The organism is Maribacter sp. IgM3_T14_3, from assembly GCF_049603095.1.
GTDB lineage: Bacteria > Bacteroidota > Bacteroidia > Flavobacteriales > Flavobacteriaceae > Maribacter.
The window spans coordinates 4,093,064-4,116,810 of sequence record NZ_CP187138.1; the positions used below are offsets into that span (position 1 = coordinate 4,093,064).

Here is a 23,747-nt window from a genome sequence, read left to right on the forward strand (position 1 = left end):
TATGTTACAGAAAAAAATACTATTATATCTTTCATTTATCGTTTGCCTTTATGGACATTCACAAATAGCCAAGGCGGATAGAAAGTTCAAACAGGGAGACTTTTTACAAGCTTCCGAAAACTATGAGAAATCATTAGTAAAAGAAAAAACGAAAATTGTTTTAGAGCAATTATCCATTTGTTACTACAATACCTACAATTACGACAGAGGTATCGAGGTAATGAAAAGTTTAGTTCAAGGGGATTTTGATGAGGCGAACAAACAAATAGACGCCAAGTACAATTTTATGTACTATCAATTTTTATCCGCTACTGGAGACTATGAAAAGGCTATTGAACAACTAGTTGCATACGATAAAAAACTTGGTCAAAAACCGCGAGATGTTGACCAATCCAAGGATATGGTCGAGGCCTTCAGGTTAAAACAAGCGGATTTTAGAGTAGCCAAGGCGAATTTTAATTCCGATGCTTCCGATTATTCCGCAATAGCCTACCAGGATTCGATATATTTTTCATCTGACAGGAAAAGTAAAAATTCCAGCAAGGAATACAAATGGACACATAGGCCTTTTCTTGACCTATATGTAGTTACGAAGGATAGTACGGGTAAGAAATTTGGAGAACCTATTTTACTTTCAAAGAAAATAAATTCATCGCTTCACGAGAGTTCGTTGTGTATCACCAAGGACGGCACAACCATGTACTTTTCGAGAAGCAACCAGTTGAACGGAAAAAAGATATTCAATAAATTCGATAACAACCAGGTGCAATTGTACAGGTCTACCAAAGTAGACGGACAGTGGTCCGAGCCCAAAAAATTGCAGTTCTGTTCTGATGAATATAATTATCAACACCCTGCTTTAAGTCCGGATGGGAAATTACTGTACTACTCAACCGACGAACTAGGCTCATTAGGCAGTTTTGATATTTATAAGGTAGTGATTAACGAAGATGGAACCTTTGGTTCGCCTAAGAATTTAGGCAATAAAATAAATACGTTCAATAGAGAGCAATTTCCTTTCGTTTCGGAAAACGGAGATTTATTTTTTTCATCGAACGGACACTTGGGGTTGGGTCTTTTGGATATATATGTTTCAAAATTAGAGGATAACCAATTTTCAGAACCCTTGAACCTAGGGTCTCCTATAAATTCCAGATATGACGATTTTTCTCTTTCATACAATGCGCGAGATAGAGGATTTTTTAGTTCCAATAGGGACAATGTTACTGACGATATCTTTTCTTTTGAGCAAATAGGTGACTTGTTTGAACGGGAATACGTAAACACATTTAAGATTAAGGATTCTGTAAGTCAAAATCCGGTACCAAATGCCACTGTTACCCTAAGGGGACCTAAGGGAGACGTTCTCTATGAAAATATCTTGGATAGCATAGCGCAGTTCACGGTAAATCTATTACCTGGCGACTATGAAATCGCCGTTGAATCCCTTGGTTTTAAAACAAAGACGAGTAGTATAAAGATTGGTACTTCCAACTACGATGAGCATGTGATCTCTGTACTTAAGATATTTGATCCTTCCAGTATCGCTAAAAACGATTCGGATCAATCCAGAGCGATAATTAAAAGGCTTTTGGATGATGAGACAGAGCCAAAAATACGTAACAAAGATGGTAAATTGTATTTTGATATTCCTTATATATATTTCGACTTTGATAGGTGGCAAATTAGAAAGGACTCTAAAGAAGTCTTGAATAAATTAGTAGCGAAGCTTCAAAATTATCCCTCTTTAAAAATTAGGATTAACTCGTATACGGACAATAGGGGAACAGATAAGTACAATCAGCTCCTCTCAGAAAGACGGGCTCAATCTACAAAAGACTATTTGACCGAAATTGGTAAATTAGAGAGTAAAAGAATAAGTTTTAAAGGCAATGGAGAATCTAAGCCTTTGGTAGAATGTATTGACGACTGTACCGAAGCAATGCACCAAAAAAATAGAAGAAGTGAATTTGAACTGATCGAGTACTAGTCTTAAAATGATGTATGAAGTTTTTTAACTTTTAGAAAACCCTGATGTAAAGTCATTAGGGTTTTCTTTTTTGCCTTCACTTTGAGATTAGAATCGAGCATAATTTTTTAGAATTCAGGACATAGTATAGTAATACTTTAAATTTCTGTTTTGATCCAGAACGCGCATATAAAAATAGCGAAACTAATATAGAACGAAGATGAAGTACAATTCGCAAAGCCTGTCTAGTTGCTTTTATGTACCTGACTAAAGAATAGTGATTATTGCTTAAGTCTGATAAGCTATAGTTAATTTCGATTGTATATTAGATTTTAACGTTGAGAAACTACTGCTTATTCTGGAGGTTTGACGTTGCAATTATAACTTTATCTACTGGTATTGCGTACTTGTTCTATAAAAGGATTGAAGTGTCAAAGAAATTTGATAAAAATTTTTGCTTAAAAACACCATTTAATCTTTTAAACACTGGTAACGTTGCTCTAGTAATCTCAAAAGAAATTCCACTTTTATAAGTAAATTTTCATTTTTGAGGCAACGGGAGCTATGTTTAAAAAAAATAGTGAACTATCCAATTAAGTAAGTTCACCAGATTAATGGCTATGATAAAGAAAATAAGTATTATCTACTTATTTTCTTTATCTATAATTTGGCTTTTTCGAAATATCCCATAATGATATATTATTTTTATTGTAAACTAGTTGCTGTATTCCCTTACTGCTTTTACAACCCACAAAAACCTATTCTCGTTAAAGGTTTTAATAAAAAATAGTTACAGCCATGATTAAAAGAGTCTAGGTCGAATTTATCTTGCGTAGCGTTCATAATTGTACTGATCCGTTTATCGAAAAGACTATTAAATTTAAACCTTATTATCATTTGTATTTCCAAATCGACTATAGCAATGTGCACGACGACCTTTTTATAAAATCCCAAGGCATCACTTGTAACCGTAAAAGTTCCGAGAAATGAAAGATTTGGATTTTGGTTTATCATTTGCTCCGTAATTTTTAAATGTAACGGCGAGTTTCGATTATTACCACGTTAACTTGTATATATCATATTAACTAAAATTGTGGTTGTGAAATACAATTATCCCGAATAAAAAAGAAGGCTTAGTATAGAGTAATCGGTCTATTGGTCTCAAAATTAGTTATATTATGTACTTTATGCTTCTCGAATTAGCTTCTTAAATACCTATTTTTACTTTTATGGCAGAGCTAAGTGTTAATGGACAAATTTTATCTACTATGACTTTACATATAGTTTGGAGTATAAAATATAGGTGTACTGTTCTTGTTTATGACTTTCAAATTTTAAGTAGAACTGTTCTTATCGAAGTAGGTGTTGACTAAGGTATGCAAATTTGGAAAGGTGTGGTGAGCAAAGATTATGTGTATGTGTGTTTGGAGTACCGCCCCTCACAGGATGTAAGTACATTTGTTAAGAAATTGAAAGTCAGGAGTTCAGGAAAACTTTATCAAAATTTTCCTGAAATGAGGAAAAAATTGTGGAGGTTACTTTTGGGCAATAAGCTTTAGACGTTAAAATGCTGGAAATATACCGAATAAGATAGTAAACAAGTATTTGAAATATCATCGCAAGACAGGGAACTATACTGATAAGTTTATATTAGAGTAATCTTTGGTATTGCTAACTTTAATTGTCTATTAAAACCTGAGGAACTTTAGTCCATAGTGGTTTGGTTTTTTAACATACAATAAATTTGTAACTATTTGAAAATGTAATTTATATGGCAAGTTTTGCAGTGCCACCGGTAGTAAGTCTTTGCAAAGTTACTTAAAGTAGTAACCCCGATTTTTATTATAGGAATCCAATTGTTTTTGGAAAGTTGGATTATACTTTAAAGACTCGCGCCAGGCGGTACTTATTTTGCTTTAATTACTAAATTTAAGGTACCGGACAAATCAATTCATATTCAAGGATGAAATTACCTAAGCTATTGAGCTTAAATCTCTACAATAAGCTAAAAAGGAACAAAGACTATTTTAACCTAGTTTTGTCCCTCCAAGTCTAAAATATTTTTACTAGACACTATCTATACACCGAGAAATGCCCAATAAAGTCCCTTAAATCATTTCTGCCGTTTAATTTTATAATATACCAGTAATCTCCTGTTGGAAGATTTTCGTTATTGTAAGTACCGTCCCATTCTCCTTGACCAATAAACTCTGTCAGTTTTCTTCCGGATCTATCGAAGACCATTACGTACATTTTAGGGAATCCTCCGGTATTTTTGATGCTCCAAGTATCGTTCTGGCCATCTCCATTGGGTGTAAAGAAATTAGGGATTTCGATATCAATAAATTCCATTGGTATTATGAGCTCTGCCTCACAACCCTTGCCATCCACAACTTTTACGATATACTCACCGGATGTATTGACGAAGTATGATCCCTCTGTTTGCGGAACGTTATTAAAATAGTAGGTATAGTTGCCATCCCCACCATTCGCCTGCACGAAAATTTGATTGATTTCCCGAGTTTTGTTAATCAATACCAATTCTTCTTGTTCTTCGATAGTAAAACTCACCACTTCTAGACAACCCGATACCGAATCAAAAATGCTGATGGTATGTTCACCAGGTCTTAGATTCTTGAAATTAGGGCTCGTCTGGTAATCTGTGAAATCTGTATCATAAGGATCTACATCGTCTAAACCAAAGGCCAAATTTGTAGTATCTTGAGCCGGGTCATCTAAGACTGCCGTTGCATTGTACAATGGATAGCCATTGGTACATAAACTTTCTGAGGCAACCGTAGCGGACAGATTGGAACCAATTAGTACCTGTTGTATAAGGATGGTTTCACATCCGTTCGCATCCTTAATATTAACGATATAATCCCCGCTATCTAAGGTGTCCAAAATCAAAGTAGTACCGGTGAAAGTATCGAATCCGTCTGTAGGTTCGGTCAGGTTATACGAGTATGGGGTGGTACCACCGGTAATCAGTATTTCTATTAGCCCATTATTATCGCTGGAACACACCTCGTTTTCTACCCGTAACACTTCTGCTTTCAGAGCAGCTGTTGGACCTGTTATCTCGATATTCTCTATTCGTAATTCACATCCGTTTTTATCCTGTACAATGACAAAATAATCGTTCCCCGCCGGTAAGTTTTCAAACAGAGGGGTATCCACCGCCTTTGAGGGTTCTGAAGAAATAATATATGTAAAGGGTGCTTCCCCGTTGGTGACATTTATTTCTATGGTCCCCGTTTCTTCCCCGAAACAGTTTATACCACTAGCATTTCCTAAATCAGCTATCAACTCTGCCGGATCAACAATAGTCACAGCATCGGAATAGGTTTCACACTCCAAGCCACCAGTTGCAAAAATACGATATGTACCCGCTCCTAAGTTCTCAAAAACACCAGAGTCTTGAGGGGATCCAACTAGCGCACCATTTTTTTCCAATTGATATTGATATCCGCCCAACCCACCAGTGGCCTCAGCTACTAAAACGGCATCGGTTTCCCCAAAACAGTTAATCGTTGTATTTGTATCATCTACCATTACAACTAATGGATCTACGTTGCGTATGGTTCTGATTACTGAAATAGGAGATTCACAATGGTTTGGTACATCCCTTGTAATAAACTCATAGGTTCCAGCATCCAATTCATATACGTTTTGTACACCCCATCCTGTATCACTGCCAGCAGGCGATATGATACGATATTCAAAACTACCAGATCCACCTGTTGCATTTAGGGTTATTTCACCTTGCGACAAACATGTAGGTTCCGCGCTTATAAACCCATCAATTACTACTTTACCAGGATTTATTAGTTGAATAGTTGGGGTTACGTCGCTACACCCTAAATCATCCGATACAGTTACCGTATATTGCCCTTCTGAAAGGTTGTCAAAAGTATTGTTTACCTGTGCAGCAGTAGCTACGCCTATATCCAAATTATTTAACACATATTGGTAATGTGTACTACCTTGCCCACCTGCAGCAGTAACTGTTATACTACCGTCAGAGGTGTTAAAACAAGTAGGCTGTACTACCGTTGGGTTATTATCTATGATAATATTTGTTATGGTAGGGATTGTAATATTCTGTACCACATTATCACATCCATTACCATCTCTTAAAGTCACTTGATAGGTAACGCCAGATGCTAAACCTCCAAAAACATTATTTGCATCAAAAGCCTGTTCTACGGCACTCGTAGCCATATTTACCAATTGAAATTCATAAGTCCCCCAACCACCTATTGCCGTTGCAATTACTTCTGCATCATTGGCTGGGTTGCATTGTATATCCCTCGTTATTTCTAAGCTATCAAAAGCCAAGGTAAACGTCGGGGCTTGTATTGTAATAAAGTTAGACTTCCTTTCACAAGCTGTATCATTATCGGAAACTACAATATAATATATTCCACTTGGTAGCCCATTCACAGAAACTGCCGTTGTGCTGCTGCCTGTTTGAGAAGCAATATAAGGCGTTGTAGTATTCCCAGCTTCATAGACTTCATAGGAAAAATCTGTGGTAAAGCCACTGACCGTGAAGGTAAATTCACCATCGGAAGAAGACTCACAACTAATATCGTTCACTTTTGTTATGTTCGTAATATCTATATTATCAAATGTTAAAGCCGTATAGGATACTTGGGTGCTACACATAGTTACAGTATCATAGACTTCAAAAACATACGTATCCGGATTGCCTGCATCAATAGTAACCGTAGTACCCGAAATAGCTACTTGCGGGGATAAACCGGGTAACTGCGTTATAGTGAAAGGTCCTATCCCTGAGGTGGTGCTTACTTCAAAAATAGCATCGTCCTCACAGTTCATAGCCTGTGTTTCCGTAATTGTAGCTTCAACTTTTACAGCTGCATCCACCATAGCAGTTATAGGCAAAGTACTGATACAATTGTTGGCATCGATAATGTCAACAGTGACCGTTTGCGCAAGATTGGTAAACGGAATCTCAAATGTATTGCCATTGGTATAACTGCTGCCATTGAAACTATAGGCATATGGCGCTGTTCCTCCACTTGCCGTTGCCGTAACCGTAGCGATGCCCAAAGAATTGTCGGCGTTACATTCAAATGACGATGCCAATGCACTGCCCGAAACCACCATAGGTTCAGTAACTACTAAATCTGGAGTTATAATTTGTTCACAATTTTTAGATGACCTTACGCTAACGGTATAGGAACCTGCAATTAGATTTTCAAAAAGGTTAGAAGCGCTGTATGCACCACCGTTTAAGCTGTATTCGTAAACCACATCTGTATTTGCGGCACCAGCTGTTTGTTCAACAATAATACTACCCTCATTACCGCCGTTACAACTTACATGCTGTAGTACTCTAGCTTCAAAATTTGGTGTATCCGGAGCATCTAAAGTTGCACTGACAAATTGTACCGCACAACCTGATTGATTGTCCGTAACGGAAAAATCATAGGTAGTAGAATGTGCTAAACCTGTAAAAACCCCTGTTGTATTTATTTCGGCAGTATCCAATCTTTCAAAAGTATAATCCGTAGATCCCCCATATACCTCTATGGTGACTTCTCCGCTATTTGGCGGATCACAAAGCTCAACTTGGGTGATATTGGCCTTACTTACCATTTGAGGGTAGATAAAGATATTTTCGGTGTCTTCACAGCCATTACCATCTCTTACCGTTAAGGTATGGTTGCCTGGGCCTAAGATTGCCGTGGCACTGTTGGTCACATTACCATCCCAAATATATTGGTTGGTACCCGGTCCGTTAATAATAATAGCATTTACGGTATATAGCTCATTGCTAGAGGTACAACGGTCTGGCACATCTATACTGGTGATTTCAGGTTCACTATCTTTCGTGACTGTTACCGTTTGGCTCACAAAACATCCGCTAGCATCCCTTACATAAACCGTGTACACATTCTCAATACCATCATAAGCGGTAGGATTTAATTCAATACTATTGGCAGTACTATATCCTGCATCGGTGTTTGGATCAAAAGTAGTACCATTCTGTGGTACCACTGCATATTCATAGGTTCTCCAGGTATTATCTATATTATTACGGGCCTGAAAATAAGACTCATTATTCCATCCATTGGTTCCAACAAACGTTAATTGTGCCCCTGAAAAACAATTGGCAGGGATATTGCTTGTAATGTTTAAACCTAAAGCACTTCCAGGTCTATCTATAAATATGCGTTCAGCGGTAGTACAACCAGATCCATCGGTAATTGCAACAACATACCAGGCTCTACCTAGACCCGTTTCATCTATGGTAACGGGTGATCCTGCCCCTGAAACAGTACCACTGCGTATGATATTAGTAGGATTGCCTGCAACCGTAATTTCATAATCTATATCACTTGTTTGGTCATGATTGGTCACATTCATACGTATGGTACCTGTTGAACCAGTACTACAAGTTAAACTTTGTCGCTGTACCGTTAGGTCAAGACCAGGACTTGGTACTTCAATTTGCCCTAAAGTTCTCCAACGGTAACAACCCGTAGCTTCATCATAAATGATGACCCTATATTCTACACCAAACAACAAATCATGATGCGGTGCCCCAAAACGCATTACACGGTTACCTGTAATGGTATTATCATATTTTGGATGCTTATTGGTTGTATCGTCAAAGGGTTCGTAGGTGCCAAAATCATCAAAAACGCCATCGTCATCTGAATCTACCAGCGTACTTGGCCATATTCTATAGAGAAATGGTCCAACCAGCGCATTGGTGATTTCTAAGTCAAATATCGGAGAGCCATTGGTACAGCTTTGTACGACTGGGGTTCCATCGAGTTCAATTGCCGGTCCTGAATGGGTTACTGGCAATTCTGGTTGAGTTACCGTAAAATTTGCCGAGGTCCAGACACAACCCCGTGCATCTTCAACTTCTACATACAAAGTTCTTGCCCAAAACATGGTAATATCGTATGAAAAATTTCCACTAGCATCCTGGTTGGCAGCAGCAGCAGGATTAACATTGTTATAGGTACTAATAGTTCTGTTGTTGCTTAAATTAAGTCTAATCGAATATGGCGCTACGGCATCTACGGGATTAGTTACATATATTCTACCCCATTGCATGGCACCACCTACGGTAGCAGGGCATTCGATATCTTTGTCCGTTATGTCCAAGTTAAAACTTGGGGGGTCTCCCGCTCCAATAGTTATTGTTCCACTAATTTCACAACCTAAATTATCGCGAACTACATAATCATAATCCTGAGCATCTAAATTATTGAAAACAGGTAAATTTGCTGTAAAAGAAGTCCCACCGTCTAAGCTATATTCAAAAGGCCCCGTTCCACCTGTAACATCAAATTCTACAGCTCCAGAGCCTGGTTCGCCACAACTGGTATCGGTAATGATAGGGTTGACGGTTAAATTTGGCGCTACCGTAGTGGTCACCGGATCGGTAATTACCACACAATTTTTACTATCCGTGACTTTAAACTGATAGGTATCCGCCGTAGTAGCTGTGTAAGGCATTGTAGCAGGCCCATAAGTACCTCCACCATCCGTGCTAACTTCAAAGGTATAATCTGGGTCTGGGTATCCTTCCTGCGCCGTTACCGCTATAATGGCATCTGGTGATGCACCACATCCTAAAGGTTTTGTAATAGACGCTATAGCAAATAATTGCCCAGCAATTTTTGTATCGTCAACAAGCGTTTCGCAACCATTGCTCCCAATTACTTTAATCTGGTAGTCATCTGGTGTAAGACCGTTTAAGGTAAAGCTTGTACCTGTGACGTTTTGGGGAGATCCGTTATTTATTGTATAATAAAAGGGCGCTGTTCCGTCTGTAATATCAATTTTTAATTCCCCAGAACTAAGGGTAGAATAACAATAGTTAGACGAGGTGGCATCTACAACTGCGGTAGGACCACCATTGTCTTCTATACTAAAAGTTTGTGAATCGTCTACACAACCATTGATATCCTTTACAATTATCGTATGCACTCCAAGTTGGTCCAAACCACTGATAACACTACTGGTTTGTTCGGTTGTTTCAACAAGATCAGGTTGCCTTACCGAATAGGTATAATTTCCCCATCCGCCAGAAGCGTTTATACTTATTGATCCCGGAGAACCACAATTTATATTGGATATATTAGCTGCCATTGGCGTAGCAACTGTTAAAGCTGTTGTAGGTTCTTTTATTTCAAATATTTTCTCTACGGAACAACTTCCTGTGGCATCATTCACAATTAAGGTATAGCTACCAGCTGAAAAACCTGATACATTAATGGTATTGGTTGTAATCCCTGTTTGTCCAAGTCCTGTGGGTGTCCCTAAGTTATCATTAATTACAAAATCGTAAGCGGTATCAAAATCGTTGACCGTTACGTCTATGCTTCCATCGGGGGTTGTTGAACCAAAACAACTAACATTTTTTATAACCGTAGCATTTACCTCAAAATTAGAAGTCTCCGGTACCGTAAAATTACGTTTGATTTTACAACCATCGTCCGCGGTAACCTCAAAAGTATAGGTTCCCGAAGCAAGGTCAATAAAGGTATTATCTGGAGATGTAAGGTTTATAGGACTTACGATTTCATAGGTATAAGTTGCCGTAGTACTTGTACTGTTTACCGTGAGTAACAGATCCGATAGTCCTGCCGTGCAGTCTACATCGGTTACTGAGAATGAAATATCCGTAGGATTACTCCCGCCGTCTATGGTAGTTGTAGCGGTGGCCAAACAGTTGATAACGTCTTTAACCGTAATAATATATTCACCCGCACCAAGATTTGGAAAGTCATTATTTGACTGAAAAGTAACACCATCCAAACTATATAAAAATGGAGCAACACCGCCTGTGGTAACATTAGCCTCTAATTCTGCAAAACCTGTTGCACAGTCAATTTCCTGTGTAATGTTCGCCGCTACCGTGAAGGTAGGATTGGACGCAATAACTACATCGCCGTGAACAACATTGCAACTACTGCCAGCTTTTTCTTTTTTTATAACAACTGGATAAGTTGCAGCTGTTAGATTACTAAATACTTTTGAGGTTTGAAAAGTAGTACCCCCATCTATACTAAATGTTATTGAATACCCTTGTGAGTTGCTAATATCAATGATAATTGAGCCATCATCTACACCATTACAACTAACATCCGTGGGAGTAAGGGTATAGATAATTTCTGGTTCGTTTATGACATCTTTAGTAGTACCATCAATTTCACAACCATTGCTATCTTTAACGGTTACAGTATAGGTGCCAGCAGTTGCGATATCAATGGTAGTCTGGTCCCCAGCGTTAAAGGGTGTATAAGACACTCCTCCATCAATACTATATTCATATGGTGCATTTCCACCGTTTTCAGAAACCGTGATGATTCCTGGAGAACAATCAATATTCTTGCTTACCACTACATTGGGAAGTATTGCATTAAAATCGGATATTGTTATAGAAGAAGTCCATGAACAGCTAGAAACACTAGCCAAGGTCACTTCTATATCATAATTGCCCACATCAAGATTTTCAAAGATATAGCCGGCATCGCTTGTAGGACCGGAAGAATGAATAAGATTGCCTCCCTGATTTATGTTAAATATATAATTTGTTGAAGGATCAGCAACTGCTATAGCAATACTTCCTTTGGTTGTATTACAAGTTATCGGTGTTACCGTTGAGGTGGCATTAATGCTGTTATTGTTAACGGCGATATTTTTTACAGAAAATTCGCAACCCTCTGCATTATCTTTTCTTCTAATCAAAACATCATATACACCAGTGCTTGCAATAGAAAAAACGTTGTTATTTACCCAATTTATACCATTATTAATACTAAATTCATAGTCTGCTGGTATATTGTTTATGGTAATGCTACCTGGACCAGTACAGTCCAGATTGCTTACAACTGCGCTTGGATTAAGACCATTGGTATATACTTTGAAATAGTGGCGGTCTGAGTCACCATTGATGTATTGTATATTAACCCTATATTCCCCTTCAGTGTCAATGTTGAACTGAGTGCTACTAGATAGTTGGTCCCACTTACATCCAATCAAAGTGTTCGGACAACCGGGATCACTTTCGTCACAGCTACCCTCCTGAAGTTTGTACCATATTATTTGTTGGGCGTCAGCTATATTTAAGTTTAATGCTCTTTCGTCATTAGTGCCGCAAAGGTAGAATTCATGCAATGCAATACCATTGGTTCCACAATACCCTACCGCATCAGACAGTCCTACTAAAGGGTCATCGGCAAAGATAGATTCACTAACCATATTTGTATAGTTACTGCCTATCAATAAATTGGTTGTAGCATAGCCAAAAAGAGAGCATATTATCAGAGCAGAAAAAATTTTAAATTTTTTATTTTTACTATTTTTAACTTGCATGATATTTAGGTTTGGAAAATTTAATTCTGTTATCTTTTCAATTAAAAATTGTCATATTTAATCAGTAACTAGACAAAAGTATTGTAGGTGTTCATTAAAACCCAAATATTGTTGTGTATAGCTTGGTTTTTGTTGTAAAAAGAATAATCTAAATAATTAGTCGTAAAAACCTGCCTCTGTGCTGATTTTTGTATGAAGAAATAAGTTTACGTAAATTTTCTTCAATAGTATGTCTTGATTAAATACCATACGTAATTATTTAAATTAAAAAATTGTAAGATTGAATCGAAGATATTTATTAGTAAGTACAGCTACAATTACTGATTCCCTGGAAAAGATTTATTCCGAGGGTTACCACGTGCGTTCCTGTGTTGTATTGGGATATTTCATTAAGTATAATTTGATAGGAATATCCGAAATACAGATTTCCTTTTTTTAGGCCTAAAATAGGAGCAACATACAATGGGGCTATTAATTGATCGTTCAAAAAACGATAATTGAGCCCTATATAATAATAATCCTCAAAATCATAAAATCGGAATTTTAAGTTCAAGTCGGTTTCTGACCTACCGTCACTTTCGTAAAGTTTAAATAGAATAGAAGGTTCTATTTCTAAGGTACTCCTTGGTGTTTTTCTAAATCGATATCCGGAATACACATAATAATTTCTAAGATTACTGGGCTCAAATTCTGGATTAAAATTTGTTAAGTCCTTGGGCAGGATATTGGACACGTTAAGATTAAGATAAAAATTGCCTAACCTGTATAAAGCGCCAACTTCAAAGTTATGGTTACTTATCGAACGTTCGCCAGTAAGACCGAAATCTCCTGTTGTGTTCATATATTCGTTTACATCTAAGCGGAATTGATTAAAATTGTAAGAAACCCCTAGCGAAAGGAATTGTTCTGTTTCTTCATTCAAGGTCAAATGGTGCGCAAATGATACCCTTGCACCCTGCTGTGCGGTGTAGCCATTTTTATCGTTATATACAAATAGTCCTATACCTGAACGTTCACCTAAGCGCACATCTGCCGCCAATGATTGCGTATCCGGTGCATTTTTTACGCCCACCCATTGGGTTAGACCATTAAGCCTTATTTTTACATAATCTCCAATACCGGCGTAAGTAGGTGATAATACAAAAGGATTGTCCGACAAATACTGCGATAATTGAGGTGGATTTAGCTCTTGAGCCGCTGTTTGAAATATCAATGTACTGAATACTATCACAAATAATAAAATTCTCATTATATAATTCTTTCGTTGTTATAACCCACACCGTATTTATTTAAGCCGGTTTAGTGGGTAATTGAAGACCAAACTTATATTGCTATTTAAAATGTCACAATAAAATATTGGATTTTAAGTGTATTAAATTCAATTTATGTTTTCCCATAACGAATAAAACACATATCTAGTATAAGTCTCAATTAAAATGGAGGTATTTTGCTATACGATTGTCGCTAATGGAAAACAGTTATTTACTACAATAAGCTTAGTTTTACACCGTTTGGAAAAACTTGATTGTAATAAATTGATTAATTAAACAACTTCGATATTAGCTGCCTTGAAAAACAATGAAACTACTTAAATTTATAGTCCATTAAGGAATTAGAAACGAAGACCTCCACACTAAAAATACTTGGGAGGTAAGGACCTATTTTTTAAATGCGAGGGTATTGGCTCTTATGTTTTGGTTTGTAATCTTCTGAGTACCAAATTCCAATCAAAAGCTTGAAAAATTCCATAAATTAAAAAAGCTAGTAACTCACTTATAAGTAGAATTGTGGACATGAAATCATATTACTTTGAAAAACCCCCAATTTTAGGAACTTATTTCATTAAAAAAAGTAATCACCTGTTGGTTAGATTTCATTAGCAGAATTAACTATTTTTTTTTGAAACATAAGTGTCTAATCAACTCCTTTATAATTAATTTTAGTGGGAATGGGTGCGTCATCAAAGTAGGATATTTAACATAGTGTCAAAACATCATCCCATATCTCGAATCGATCACCATATTCTTGGACTTCCACTAATGTAGTGTGTGGTAACGGACTGAAAACTTTATCCCAAAACTTTATTTCATTAGCCCTAAAAAATATACTAGACCCTTTGATACCAAAAGTCCCTGTCCTCTCTGAAGAACTCATGATTTCATACGGGTTGTCATCATTGAGATCATAGATGTAGTCGGTATGCGATTACTTACCATCCGTTTCAAACCTAAAATTGCTTTCGTTGGTGAAGTTTCTAAAATCCAACTCATCACGACTATTAGGAATAGATTAGCTAAGTTACCAATTACCGATAAGTACGTCATTTAAATTAATGTCAAGTTCCGAATCCTTTTATTTACAAGAAAAAAACAGCATTATTAAAATTGTAATTCCAAGAAAAATTCTAAAGTTCATTCCACTCTTTGTTTTAAGATACGATGGGGCAATAAATATTGTTTCACACAATTGGATTTCACGGATAATGGTTTTAATAAATTTTTCATTTGATCAAAATATCAGAATTCCGTTAATATTTATAATATTCACCTTTATTAAACTAAATGTCAAGTCCTAATATTCCTTATTCTATAATGCTAGTTTTATGAAAATGTTTCAACTTTTTAATAGTCTAGAAATAATAGTTTTTTTAACATTGTTTTGTACTTCCAGTTTGGGTATATTTATCACGGTCTTAAGTTTAAACAAAGGATAAATATTGAAAGTGAATTAAAGAAATTGGATTATTCTATGTGCTGGAGTTTGGTTGTGCCTGTATTCAATATTCTGGTCGACTATTGCCTACGGTAATTTTGGTTTTCTAATTTCAATTATGATAATAGGGATAATTGTAACAATAATCTATAAATTCCAAAAGAAAAATATTAGCTCAAAGGATAAATAAAAGGGTGATTAATCTTCAAGAAAACACTTTGATTTTGGAAAAAGTCAAAAAAATTTAATTACGCATCTTTTACCATTTTTAGACGTCTTATAAAAAAATACAATGATCAAAAAATTCTTGTTGACGATAGTATTAGTAATAATTGTAAGTTGTTCGAACGATGATTCCAAATCTGATTGCTTTCCACAAGAAAACAGGGATGTAGTGACGACCATTACAAATGCTGAAGGCACAATAGATGGTGTTTCGTGTAATAAATTCATTATAGAACCAGATGATAAAGTTGAAAGCCGTCCTTTAGGTCTATAAGAGTGTTGTAATCCTTCTAGTTAATTTGAAATGGAGGGACTAAGAGTCATATTCTCTGGATATGTATACGAATCTTTTGTAACCGAGGATATTTGTGCTGATTTCTTTGAAATAACTGAAATAAGTATTAACCTGTAGCTAGTAGTTTAAGTGAAGGATTCTAAAAACGCATTGAATTTCACCAGGTACCATGTTACTAAAATAAAAAAGGGCCTGGATTTCTTCAGGCCCTTTCATAAGTAGATATGTTCTTGTTATATATTTTAGTTTAAAGCTTCTTGGGAAGAAACTGGAGCCTTTGTAGGAATTACGATTTAAGTATTCTGTAGGTCACTATTTTCCATATTTTAGTAACTTGAAGCAGCTACCACGATACATATAGAATATAGTATACTCTTATCCTTAAGGTTCATAATAATTTGTGTTTTGATTCTGGCTCAAATGTACTTTTGAAAGGGACGCGAAAAACCCGATTGTTGCCAAGTGAGGCTTTTGTGATGTCAAGACGAGTAAGGACACCATGTCATAATTTGAAAAGTATAATTAGAGGATGATAATGATACTAAAAAGAGCATCTATTAAGGACATTACCGAACTCAAAAAAATCTGCGTTGAAGCTTATTCTCGAAATTTTCATAATTATTGGAACGATGGTGGATTGGATTGGTATTTATAGAGAGAGAGTTCAATGAAGAAAGACTCAAGATAGATTTAGGAAATGGTTTTAGAGATTATTATTTTTACAGAAACAATGAGCAAGAGGTTGGATTTGTAAAATTGAAAAAGATTTCACTTTCTGGTTTACCTACATAAAAAGGGGTGGAAATTGAAAAAATATTTATGCTTCAAAGCTATAATGGAATGTGCATTTGCAAATTAGCGTTGAACGAAATCACAAAGAAAATAAAACACAGTGGTAATAGAATTCTCTTTTGATTTGCTAAGGCATTTTATGAGAAACAAGGTTGCAGGTCTTATAGCTAAACATCTCTTGACATTCCATACTATAAAGAAGAGCTAAAAAGAATGAATCGAATGTATATGGAATTATAGAAAACCAAAGTTCAAATAAAGGTTGAAAACAAAAGTTTGAAAGGTAAAAGACGTTTTGCAAAAGTAACTCAATATATTCTTGGCTCTAAGGAAGATGTTAAAAGCTAAAATGCCTTAGCAAATTTTTTGAAAAGAAATCCTTTCGTGTACATTGGTTAGAGCAAGATTGAAATCTTTCTTTGAAAATGGCTTTGATAAAAAACCAACACAGCCAAATTCCTTTGCGTGCCCAGCATAATTCTTTCTTGTAGATGTTGTAATTATGGGTAGTTTGGCACTAAACATCGAGAGAAAGGAAAAACCATTTATACATGGCATTTCAATATCAGTCATTAATGCTGTTGATTGATTTGTCTGTAAGTAAATCCATGCATCCAAAGAATCATCAAATGTAGTTACATTGGCCACATCAGGATGAGCTAGCGCTAATTTTTCCGCAATAGATAGCCATATTGCAGAATCATCCACAATCACAAGATTAAGTTTCATAAGGTTTTATTTAAATGTCAAACCTACTTAGTTTTTGCAAAAGGTCTAAATTTATAAGACCAACGAACAAAAATCGCCTATATGTGGTTGATTAGCTAAAATTAACTCAATAAAGAAGCATTTATTGTCTTAAAGAAATTTTAATCAAACGATGAGTTAGGACATCATGTGGTATTGTGTGGTGTCCAAGTTCAAAATAATAAAAGCTAAAAGCAAAAAAGGCTTGTCTATGGCAATATATCTTTGATTCTATAAAAAAATTACTCCGTTCAACTAAATCGACTCCAATTTAATGTTTTAGATGTACCCGTCGTAGGATTTGTTGTCAGTAACCTATAAATGGAAAGTAAGACCTGGTCGATGATGTTCATCAAAACACATTTAACATCTCAACGGGAGTTTGCGCAGCAACTCCATTTCGAATAAAAATAAATGATTTGTTTTGATTTATAGGACCCTAAGCGAAGGTTTTATAGCCGGTTCTTTTGTGGTAAACTAAATTTCCAAGAAAAGGAAAGTCGCCCAAAATGGCTGAAATGGCTCCGATGGACTTGCAACAAAAAAGTGGACAATTAGATAAGAGTCATGCGGCTATTTTTTGGTTAGACATTTCGTTTTCAAATTCTTCTATTGTTTTGTACCCCAAAGTGGAGTGTATTCTTCTTCTGTTATACCAGGTTTCGATCCATTGGAAGACCGACAGCTCCGCTTCGGTACTAAGTCCATAATCATGTTTGTAGACCCATTCAACCTTTAAGCTCTTAAAGAAGGATTCGGCCACTGCGTTGTCCCAACAATTTCCTTTTCTGCTCATACTTTGTTTTACCCATCCATTATAATTTTTCAAGATATTTGTAAAACTGTAACTAGCATATTGCGACCCCCTATCGGAATGGAATATGAGTTCTTTGGTAACGGGGTTTGATATGACCGCCATCTTCCAAGCTGGGATTATAGTATCATTAGTACTTAAAGTTCGGCTCATTGCCCATCCTACAACTTTTCGATGGAACAGATCTATAATAACCGTTAAATACATCCAGCCTTGTTTGGTTTGGATGTATGTGATATCAGAGACCCATACTTGATTTTCTCTATCGACTGTAAAGTCCTGATTTAATATATTGGGAGCTATTGGATAATTATGATTGGAATCTGTCGTAAACCTGAATTTACGTTTTCTTCTGGCAAATAGATTATTGGCCCTCATTATCCTGGCTATCCTAGGCCTTGAGACACGATATCCCTTTTTTGAGAGTTCCACTTTGATCCTGGGTGCCCCATAACTCCCGAAGCTATCTTTGAAAATATCACGGATAGCCAATGATATGGCCTCGTTCTCGTACCACATCTTCGATGGCCCCCTCACCAACCAATTATAATACCCGCTTTTACTTACATTGAACATTTTGCACATCCTCCCAACTGGAAATTTGAATTTATGGTGTTTTATGAACCTATATTTTTCCTGTCGCCCTAGGAGAAGATGGCTATTGCCTTTTTTAGGATATCGCGTTCAATCTCGGTATCCCTTAATTTTTTCTTCAACTCCGCAATCTCCTTCTGTTCATCGGTCAATTTTGGGTTTCCCTTTCCCGGAAAACTGTTTTTCCCATAAGCCTGGGATTCCCTTCGCCATCGGCTCAGTACCGAAGTGGGGATGTCCAGTTCCCTACATATCTCCACAACACTGCCACGGGCATAGCTTAGTTCCACGGCTTTTTCTTTAAACGCTACACTGTAATTCCTTTTTTCTCTTGACATGTTTTAAAGTTAATTTAAACAGCCAACACGCTCTTAACTTTGTGTCCAGTTAAATATAGTAAGTCCAACAGATGACCGGAATAGCCCGAAGGACTTAAAATAAGAATTGTCAAATAGTTTACGTGTCCATCGGTTAGACGTCTAAACGCTTTGGACATCTTACATTCTTAATTGATATGGATATCGGTGGAACGGGCAGGATGATTAAATTAATAATGGGATCGCTCTACAGATTTTCCCATTAAAAAAAAAAGCATATATTTATTCTATAAAAATAATAAAGACTACTATCTTGAACAGGACCGTACTTTCCCATTATATCTCTGAAGAGGTCGGTTTGACAAAAAATCAGGCCGACAGGGTACTGGAATCCATCATGGACAACATTACCATAGCGCTGAAAAATGGTAACAAGGTCACTTTGAAGGGTTTCGGCTCTTGGTCCGTGGTCCGCAGGGATGCCAGGGTCGGTATAAACCCTTCCACAGGTCAACGCATTTTCGTTTCCGCCACGAACGTGGTGAAGTTTGCCCCCAGCGATATCCTGAACCGGAACATGAAGGATGTCCTTTGAACGTAGACCTTCCCCGACCAGCTACCATGGTGCGTTCGTGAAAACGTACTTTTCGGACGTCCCGGGCAAGGGGAACGTACCATCATATCGTTGGCCCACATAGCGAAGCGTGCCACGGACCTGTATCCTGTTGGGGGGTTATTTCCCTGTCTCCGAATATAATTTTTTCATCATTCCATGTATACGATATGCGCAACGCACCTCGATGAGGAAAGCCGCCAACTGCACTAGCAACATCGTACTGCCGTCCGTCTCTGTAAGCCAAGTCAGCGCTACGGTTCCCGACATACAGATAAGTATGAGCAGTGCACATATCCTGGCATACCGCTCCGCTAGCAGGAGCTCCCTTGACCACTCGCCGATAATGTCATCGATATTTTTCATCGGACCGCCGTTATAAGATACCTTTTGCGGGAAAGGTAAGGCTCCCGTGCCTTCCCATCGTACCCGAAGCCCTTTTTCAGTTTTGCCGAGATAGCGTCCTTCAGGTCCCTACTGGTAACGGACTTGTGTAAAAAGGCGCTCGCGCCCGAACGCTCGGTCTCCGGTACAAAACCGGTATCGGAGGAGTTCATGACAACGTGGATATGCGACGGTACCGTTTTCATTATCTGGAAACCGTCCATGACCGATATTTCCACATCGGTGGGCAACAGGCAGACCAGGTCCTCGTTCTGGTACCGGATCGCAAGTCGGGCGTCCGTAAAACTAGAGACCAATTTTAGGTAGGGGTTCCGGGCGACCACTTTGCAATTGGCTATAAGCAGTAGTGGGGAATCATCGAGTACGACTGTTCTGATCTTCATACAAATAGGTTTTAAGGACGGGGTACTATTAAACAATGAACATTGGAATTTTCGGAAACGTATCCCTTTCGGTCGAACTGCAGAAAAAATGGGTAAAAGGGCGGTTGAAGCAAAGTTCGGGTGGTCAGGCCCTTCAATAATCGGGTCGCAATGGTATCAGGTGCCGGATAGTACCCTGAGGGAATAGTATGTTTTTTTACGGCCACTTGGTCATAGTTATTACCTTCATTTCGCGTATTGAATCAATTTTATTTTCTTGTCAACGTGTCCGACGAATAGGTCAGAGTGATAACAATGGTTCCAATCCATTCGATGCCACTGTATAAATTTCAAACATTAAAATTCAAATAAAGGATAAGTTAGGACACTAGGTCGTATTTCGTAAAAATGTATAAAAAGAATAATTTGCAAAATTGTTTTAATTATTAGGGAATGTTGACTACATCAGAAATTATTCTTAAATTAAATCACTATTAATAAAATTGGTTCATTTTGGTTAAATTAGAAAATCCATCACATTTACACAATAACAGGAGGCTTATGTTAAAAGCCTAATCGAACAAGGTTTCTATACCATCGATAGCGAATATGTGAAAGATATTATTGGAAAGAATCAGGAACTAAGAAAACGCATTGTAGATTTAAATGATGCTCTTATTGAAGGAATGGAAAGCGGCCCTTCTAATGCTACTATAGATAGTATCTGGGAAGAAGCTATAAATGAACATAATGCCGGACAATAGTTGCATACTTAGTGTTAAGGCAAAGAGCGATATTAAGTTTTTTGCCAAATTCACCATAAGGGAGTTTTGTACAACTCAATCTTCTAAATATGCGAAAGGTTTAAAGGATATTTTGGAAGAACTATCCAATAATTCAGATATGGGTAGAAGATATGTTGCCGTGAAAAACCAAATGCTTTTAAGGTATCGATACAAATGACACGTAGTTTTTTATTAATTAGATGCTAACTGCATTTTCATAGTTAGAGTGCTTGGCGGTAAGATGGACTTTCCTAAACACCTGAAGTAAAGTTCAAATAAAGGATCTAATTCAAAAAATGCCTTAACTTTTATTGTATGGAATATAATTTTCCCATTCCCATGGAGTATAGACATCTTTAATGGCAACTTCCAAAAGTTCCTTAAAAATACTTTCGGCATTATCGCTATTGGTCATAATCATAATTCCTTTTCCTGCTTGTGGAAACAGAATAGAATAGTGCTGAAAGCCATTACCGTGGCCTTCTTTTAAGACGCCTTTTCCATAAGGTGATTGCAGATAGCCCCAACCTAAACCATAGCTTAAGTTAAGGTGGTCGTACTTATCTGTCATTATATTGGAACCCTCGTTGAATTGAATAAGAGATTTCAATCTGATCTGGGGACTGAAAAGTTCCTTGTACGCAGTTTGTGAAATCAGTTGCTTTCTGAGCACGGCCTGTAAAAACTTCGTATAATCCGAGGCGGTTGTTTCCAAGGTGCTTCCACTACGTGGTTCGTTATCGATATCTTTTTTATATTTCTCGCTCTCCTTGTTATGGCCAAAGGCAAAGTCTTTATCAAAACGCGCTTTCCATTCGTATGCCGAGTTGTGCATTTTCAAAGGTTTGAATATTCGCTCATCCGCAAGCTCCTGCAAGCCCTTCCCTGTGAGTTTTTCTAAAACCACTTGCAGATATACAAAACCCTCACCGGAATAGCCGTATTGAGCACCTGGCTCCCCATGTACCTTTAATTTGTTATCCGGTTCGTCCCATCGCCAGTTGGCAAAACCCGTGGTATGTGAAAGGCACATTCTGGCCGTTATTTTGTGGTACAAGCTATCCTCTTTCAGAGTAGTAAAATCATCGTGCCAACGGGTCTTGGGTTCGTAATCGTAGATTTTCTTAGGTAGATAGGATTCTAGCGGAGTATCCAAATCGATTAGGCCCTCTTCCACCAATTTCAAAGCCACTACACTGAACAAAGCTTTGCTCAAAGAAGCACCATAAATATTGGTGGAATCGGTCAAGGGTAATTTTTTGGGATAATCCTTATAGCCAAACGTTTTTTGGTAAACTGGAGAGCTATCATTAAATACTGTTACGGCCATACCGCACATTTTGGCATCCACCATCAACTGGTTAATTTTAGAGGTAAGCGAATCATTTGAAATGGTTGTGCCGTCTAAACGTGTCACTATTTCAATACCCTGGGAGGAACAACTAAACGAAGCCATTCCCGCTAACAATAGCAAAATCGCTTTTGCCAGAGTGTTTGTTTTGGCCCTTAGAAATGGTATGAACAGAAGATAATAGCATTTGTGGGTTTTGACCGCATAGACGATATTACCCAAGACAAGCGATAGACATAGGGGAACAACAACTATGAAAAAAAGAAACCCCCATTTCTCGACCGTTAGCAAGGCCACAAAAGATAGTACATAAAGTATCAATGCTGTAATCTGAAAGTTAATGACTTTGACTCCGTGCCTGTCATAAATAGGATTGTCCTCTCTTTTGTGAATCCATAGAAATAGCGGAAAGAGTACGTTGCACAAGGGCAGGACAAAGCCAAGGATGGGCGTTGCGTGAAGCAACAGGAGCCATTTCTTTTGTAGGGACTCTTCCTTGGGGTTTTCAAGTGGCAGCAGGTCATTCATGTCAATGCCTAAGGCAGCTGCCAATAGCTTTATTGTCTGCAAATGAGGATGGACCTTACCCTTTTCAATGCGTTGGATAGTACGTACGGTTACCTCGGTTTTCTCGGATAGCTGCTGTTGTGAGTAGCCTTTTAATTTTCTTTGATAGATAAGGTGTTTTCCTATGGATTTGTTTTGCATCTATATAAGATTTTGTTGGTACAAAGCTACCGATATCCTTTTGCAATATATACGACATTTAGGTGTCACCTAAGTGTCATTCACCACGAAAAAATCGCTAACACATAAGAAACGGCTGATTTGAAACGAAACTTACCCCAGTTTTCCATACTCAGATATAATTAAAAATATGAAATGAGGGGGGTGGAAAAATAAATTTAAGGAATGAAAAAACGGTCGTTTTAAGGGACTGTTTTATCTGTATATTTATGAGGTTGAAAGTTCAAATAAAGGATAAATGAAATGACCGAAATAGACAAAATTGCATTTATTGAAATCCAAGGGCGCAAAATATTGAGAACGAAATCTAAATGCAAGTTCAAATATTACATACCAGGAGGAAAAAGAGAAAAGGGCGAGTCGGATGAACAAACTTTGGTTCGCGAAGTATCTGAAGAGCTTACAGTTAATATTATCCCTGATACTATTGAATATGTTGGAACATTTAGGGCGCAGTCTGATGGTGCCAAAGACGGCGTATTGGTTAAAATGACTTGTTATAAAGCACTGTTTAATGAAACGTTCCATCCTAATATGGAAATTGAAGAAATCAGGAGGTTGGATTCAAACGATACATATAGAATATCAGAGGTGTATAAACTGATATTTCGCCATCTAGTAAGTACTGTGGAGTTAAATTGAAGTTCA

At 37.2% G+C, this 23,747-nt stretch carries 14 protein-coding genes; 7 read left to right on the forward strand and 7 right to left on the reverse strand.

Features of this window, described 5'->3' with window-relative positions:
* Position 1 precedes the first annotated feature (1 nt).
* Positions 2 to 1,990, forward strand: a complete 1,989-nt coding sequence (locus ACPF9A_RS18035; RefSeq protein WP_423999096.1) for an OmpA family protein — start codon at positions 2 to 4, stop codon at positions 1,988 to 1,990.
* A gap of 1,355 nt (positions 1,991 to 3,345) precedes the next feature.
* The gene (locus ACPF9A_RS18040) at positions 3,346 to 3,528 is read left to right on the forward strand and encodes a transposase (protein WP_423999098.1); all 183 of its coding nucleotides are present in this window, start codon (positions 3,346 to 3,348) and stop codon (positions 3,526 to 3,528) included.
* Between the two features lie 514 nt (positions 3,529 to 4,042).
* On the opposite strand, the gene ACPF9A_RS18045 is transcribed toward ACPF9A_RS18040, so the two are convergent.
* From ACPF9A_RS18045 to ACPF9A_RS18055, 3 genes are all read right to left on the reverse strand, one after another.
* A complete protein-coding gene (locus tag ACPF9A_RS18045) occupies positions 4,043 to 12,340 on the reverse strand; it encodes a T9SS type B sorting domain-containing protein (protein ID WP_423999100.1) in 8,298 nt (2,765 codons plus the stop codon).
* A gap of 298 nt (positions 12,341 to 12,638) precedes the next feature.
* Entirely contained in the window at positions 12,639 to 13,589 is a 951-nt protein-coding gene (locus ACPF9A_RS18050; RefSeq protein ID WP_423999102.1) for a PorP/SprF family type IX secretion system membrane protein, read from the reverse strand.
* A gap of 725 nt (positions 13,590 to 14,314) precedes the next feature.
* On the reverse strand, positions 14,315 to 14,494 hold the full coding sequence (locus tag ACPF9A_RS18055; RefSeq protein ID WP_423999104.1) for a hypothetical protein: 180 nt from the start codon (positions 14,492 to 14,494) through the stop codon (positions 14,315 to 14,317).
* 850 nt (positions 14,495 to 15,344) lie between these two features.
* Here ACPF9A_RS18055 and ACPF9A_RS18060 point away from each other — a divergent pair.
* Positions 15,345 to 15,551, forward strand: a complete 207-nt coding sequence (locus ACPF9A_RS18060) for a hypothetical protein (protein WP_423999106.1) — start codon at positions 15,345 to 15,347, stop codon at positions 15,549 to 15,551.
* Between the two features lie 1,167 nt (positions 15,552 to 16,718).
* Here the strand turns inward: ACPF9A_RS18060 and ACPF9A_RS18065 are convergent.
* Both ACPF9A_RS18065 and ACPF9A_RS18070 read right to left on the reverse strand, forming a co-directional pair.
* A complete protein-coding gene (locus ACPF9A_RS18065; protein ID WP_423999108.1) occupies positions 16,719 to 17,093 on the reverse strand; it encodes a LytR/AlgR family response regulator transcription factor in 375 nt (124 codons plus the stop codon).
* A gap of 583 nt (positions 17,094 to 17,676) precedes the next feature.
* Positions 17,677 to 18,857, reverse strand: a protein-coding gene (locus ACPF9A_RS18070) for an IS3 family transposase (RefSeq protein WP_423999110.1) whose coding sequence is annotated in 2 segments (ribosomal slippage) — positions 17,677 to 18,599 and positions 18,599 to 18,857 — 1,182 coding nt in all. Because the reading frame shifts where the segments join, the coding sequence is not laid out codon by codon here.
* Between the two features lie 277 nt (positions 18,858 to 19,134).
* On the opposite strand from ACPF9A_RS18070, the gene ACPF9A_RS18075 reads away from it, so the two are divergent.
* Entirely contained in the window at positions 19,135 to 19,431 is a 297-nt protein-coding gene (locus tag ACPF9A_RS18075) for an HU family DNA-binding protein (RefSeq protein WP_424004521.1), read from the forward strand.
* A 380-nt stretch (positions 19,432 to 19,811) separates the two neighbouring features.
* Here the strand turns inward: ACPF9A_RS18075 and ACPF9A_RS18080 are convergent, their stop codons facing one another.
* Complete coding sequence (locus tag ACPF9A_RS18080; RefSeq protein WP_423999112.1) at positions 19,812 to 20,237, reverse strand: hypothetical protein; 426 nt, start codon at positions 20,235 to 20,237, stop codon at positions 19,812 to 19,814.
* 590 nt (positions 20,238 to 20,827) lie between these two features.
* On the opposite strand from ACPF9A_RS18080, the gene ACPF9A_RS18085 reads away from it, so the two are divergent.
* Together ACPF9A_RS18085 and ACPF9A_RS18090 are read left to right on the forward strand one after the other, a co-directional pair.
* Positions 20,828 to 20,980 (forward strand): hypothetical protein, encoded by a 153-nt coding sequence (locus tag ACPF9A_RS18085; RefSeq protein ID WP_423999114.1) that lies wholly within the window; start codon positions 20,828 to 20,830, stop codon positions 20,978 to 20,980.
* Positions 20,967 to 21,179 carry a type II toxin-antitoxin system RelE/ParE family toxin gene (locus ACPF9A_RS18090; protein WP_423999116.1) on the forward strand — a complete coding sequence of 71 codons (213 nt, stop codon included), beginning with the start codon at positions 20,967 to 20,969 and terminating at the stop codon, positions 21,177 to 21,179. The genes ACPF9A_RS18085 and ACPF9A_RS18090 overlap by 14 nt, the downstream gene beginning before the upstream one ends.
* 123 nt (positions 21,180 to 21,302) lie before the next feature.
* On the opposite strand, the gene ACPF9A_RS18095 is transcribed toward ACPF9A_RS18090, so the two are convergent.
* Positions 21,303 to 23,060 carry a serine hydrolase gene (locus tag ACPF9A_RS18095; RefSeq protein WP_423999118.1) on the reverse strand — a complete coding sequence of 586 codons (1,758 nt, stop codon included), beginning with the start codon at positions 23,058 to 23,060 and terminating at the stop codon, positions 21,303 to 21,305.
* 333 nt (positions 23,061 to 23,393) lie between these two features.
* Here ACPF9A_RS18095 and ACPF9A_RS18100 point away from each other — a divergent pair, with 333 nt between their 5' ends.
* Positions 23,394 to 23,741: an NUDIX hydrolase gene (locus tag ACPF9A_RS18100; RefSeq protein WP_423999120.1), complete on the forward strand. Its 348-nt coding sequence runs from the start codon at positions 23,394 to 23,396 to the stop codon at positions 23,739 to 23,741.
* Positions 23,742 to 23,747: the final 6 nt, after the last annotated feature.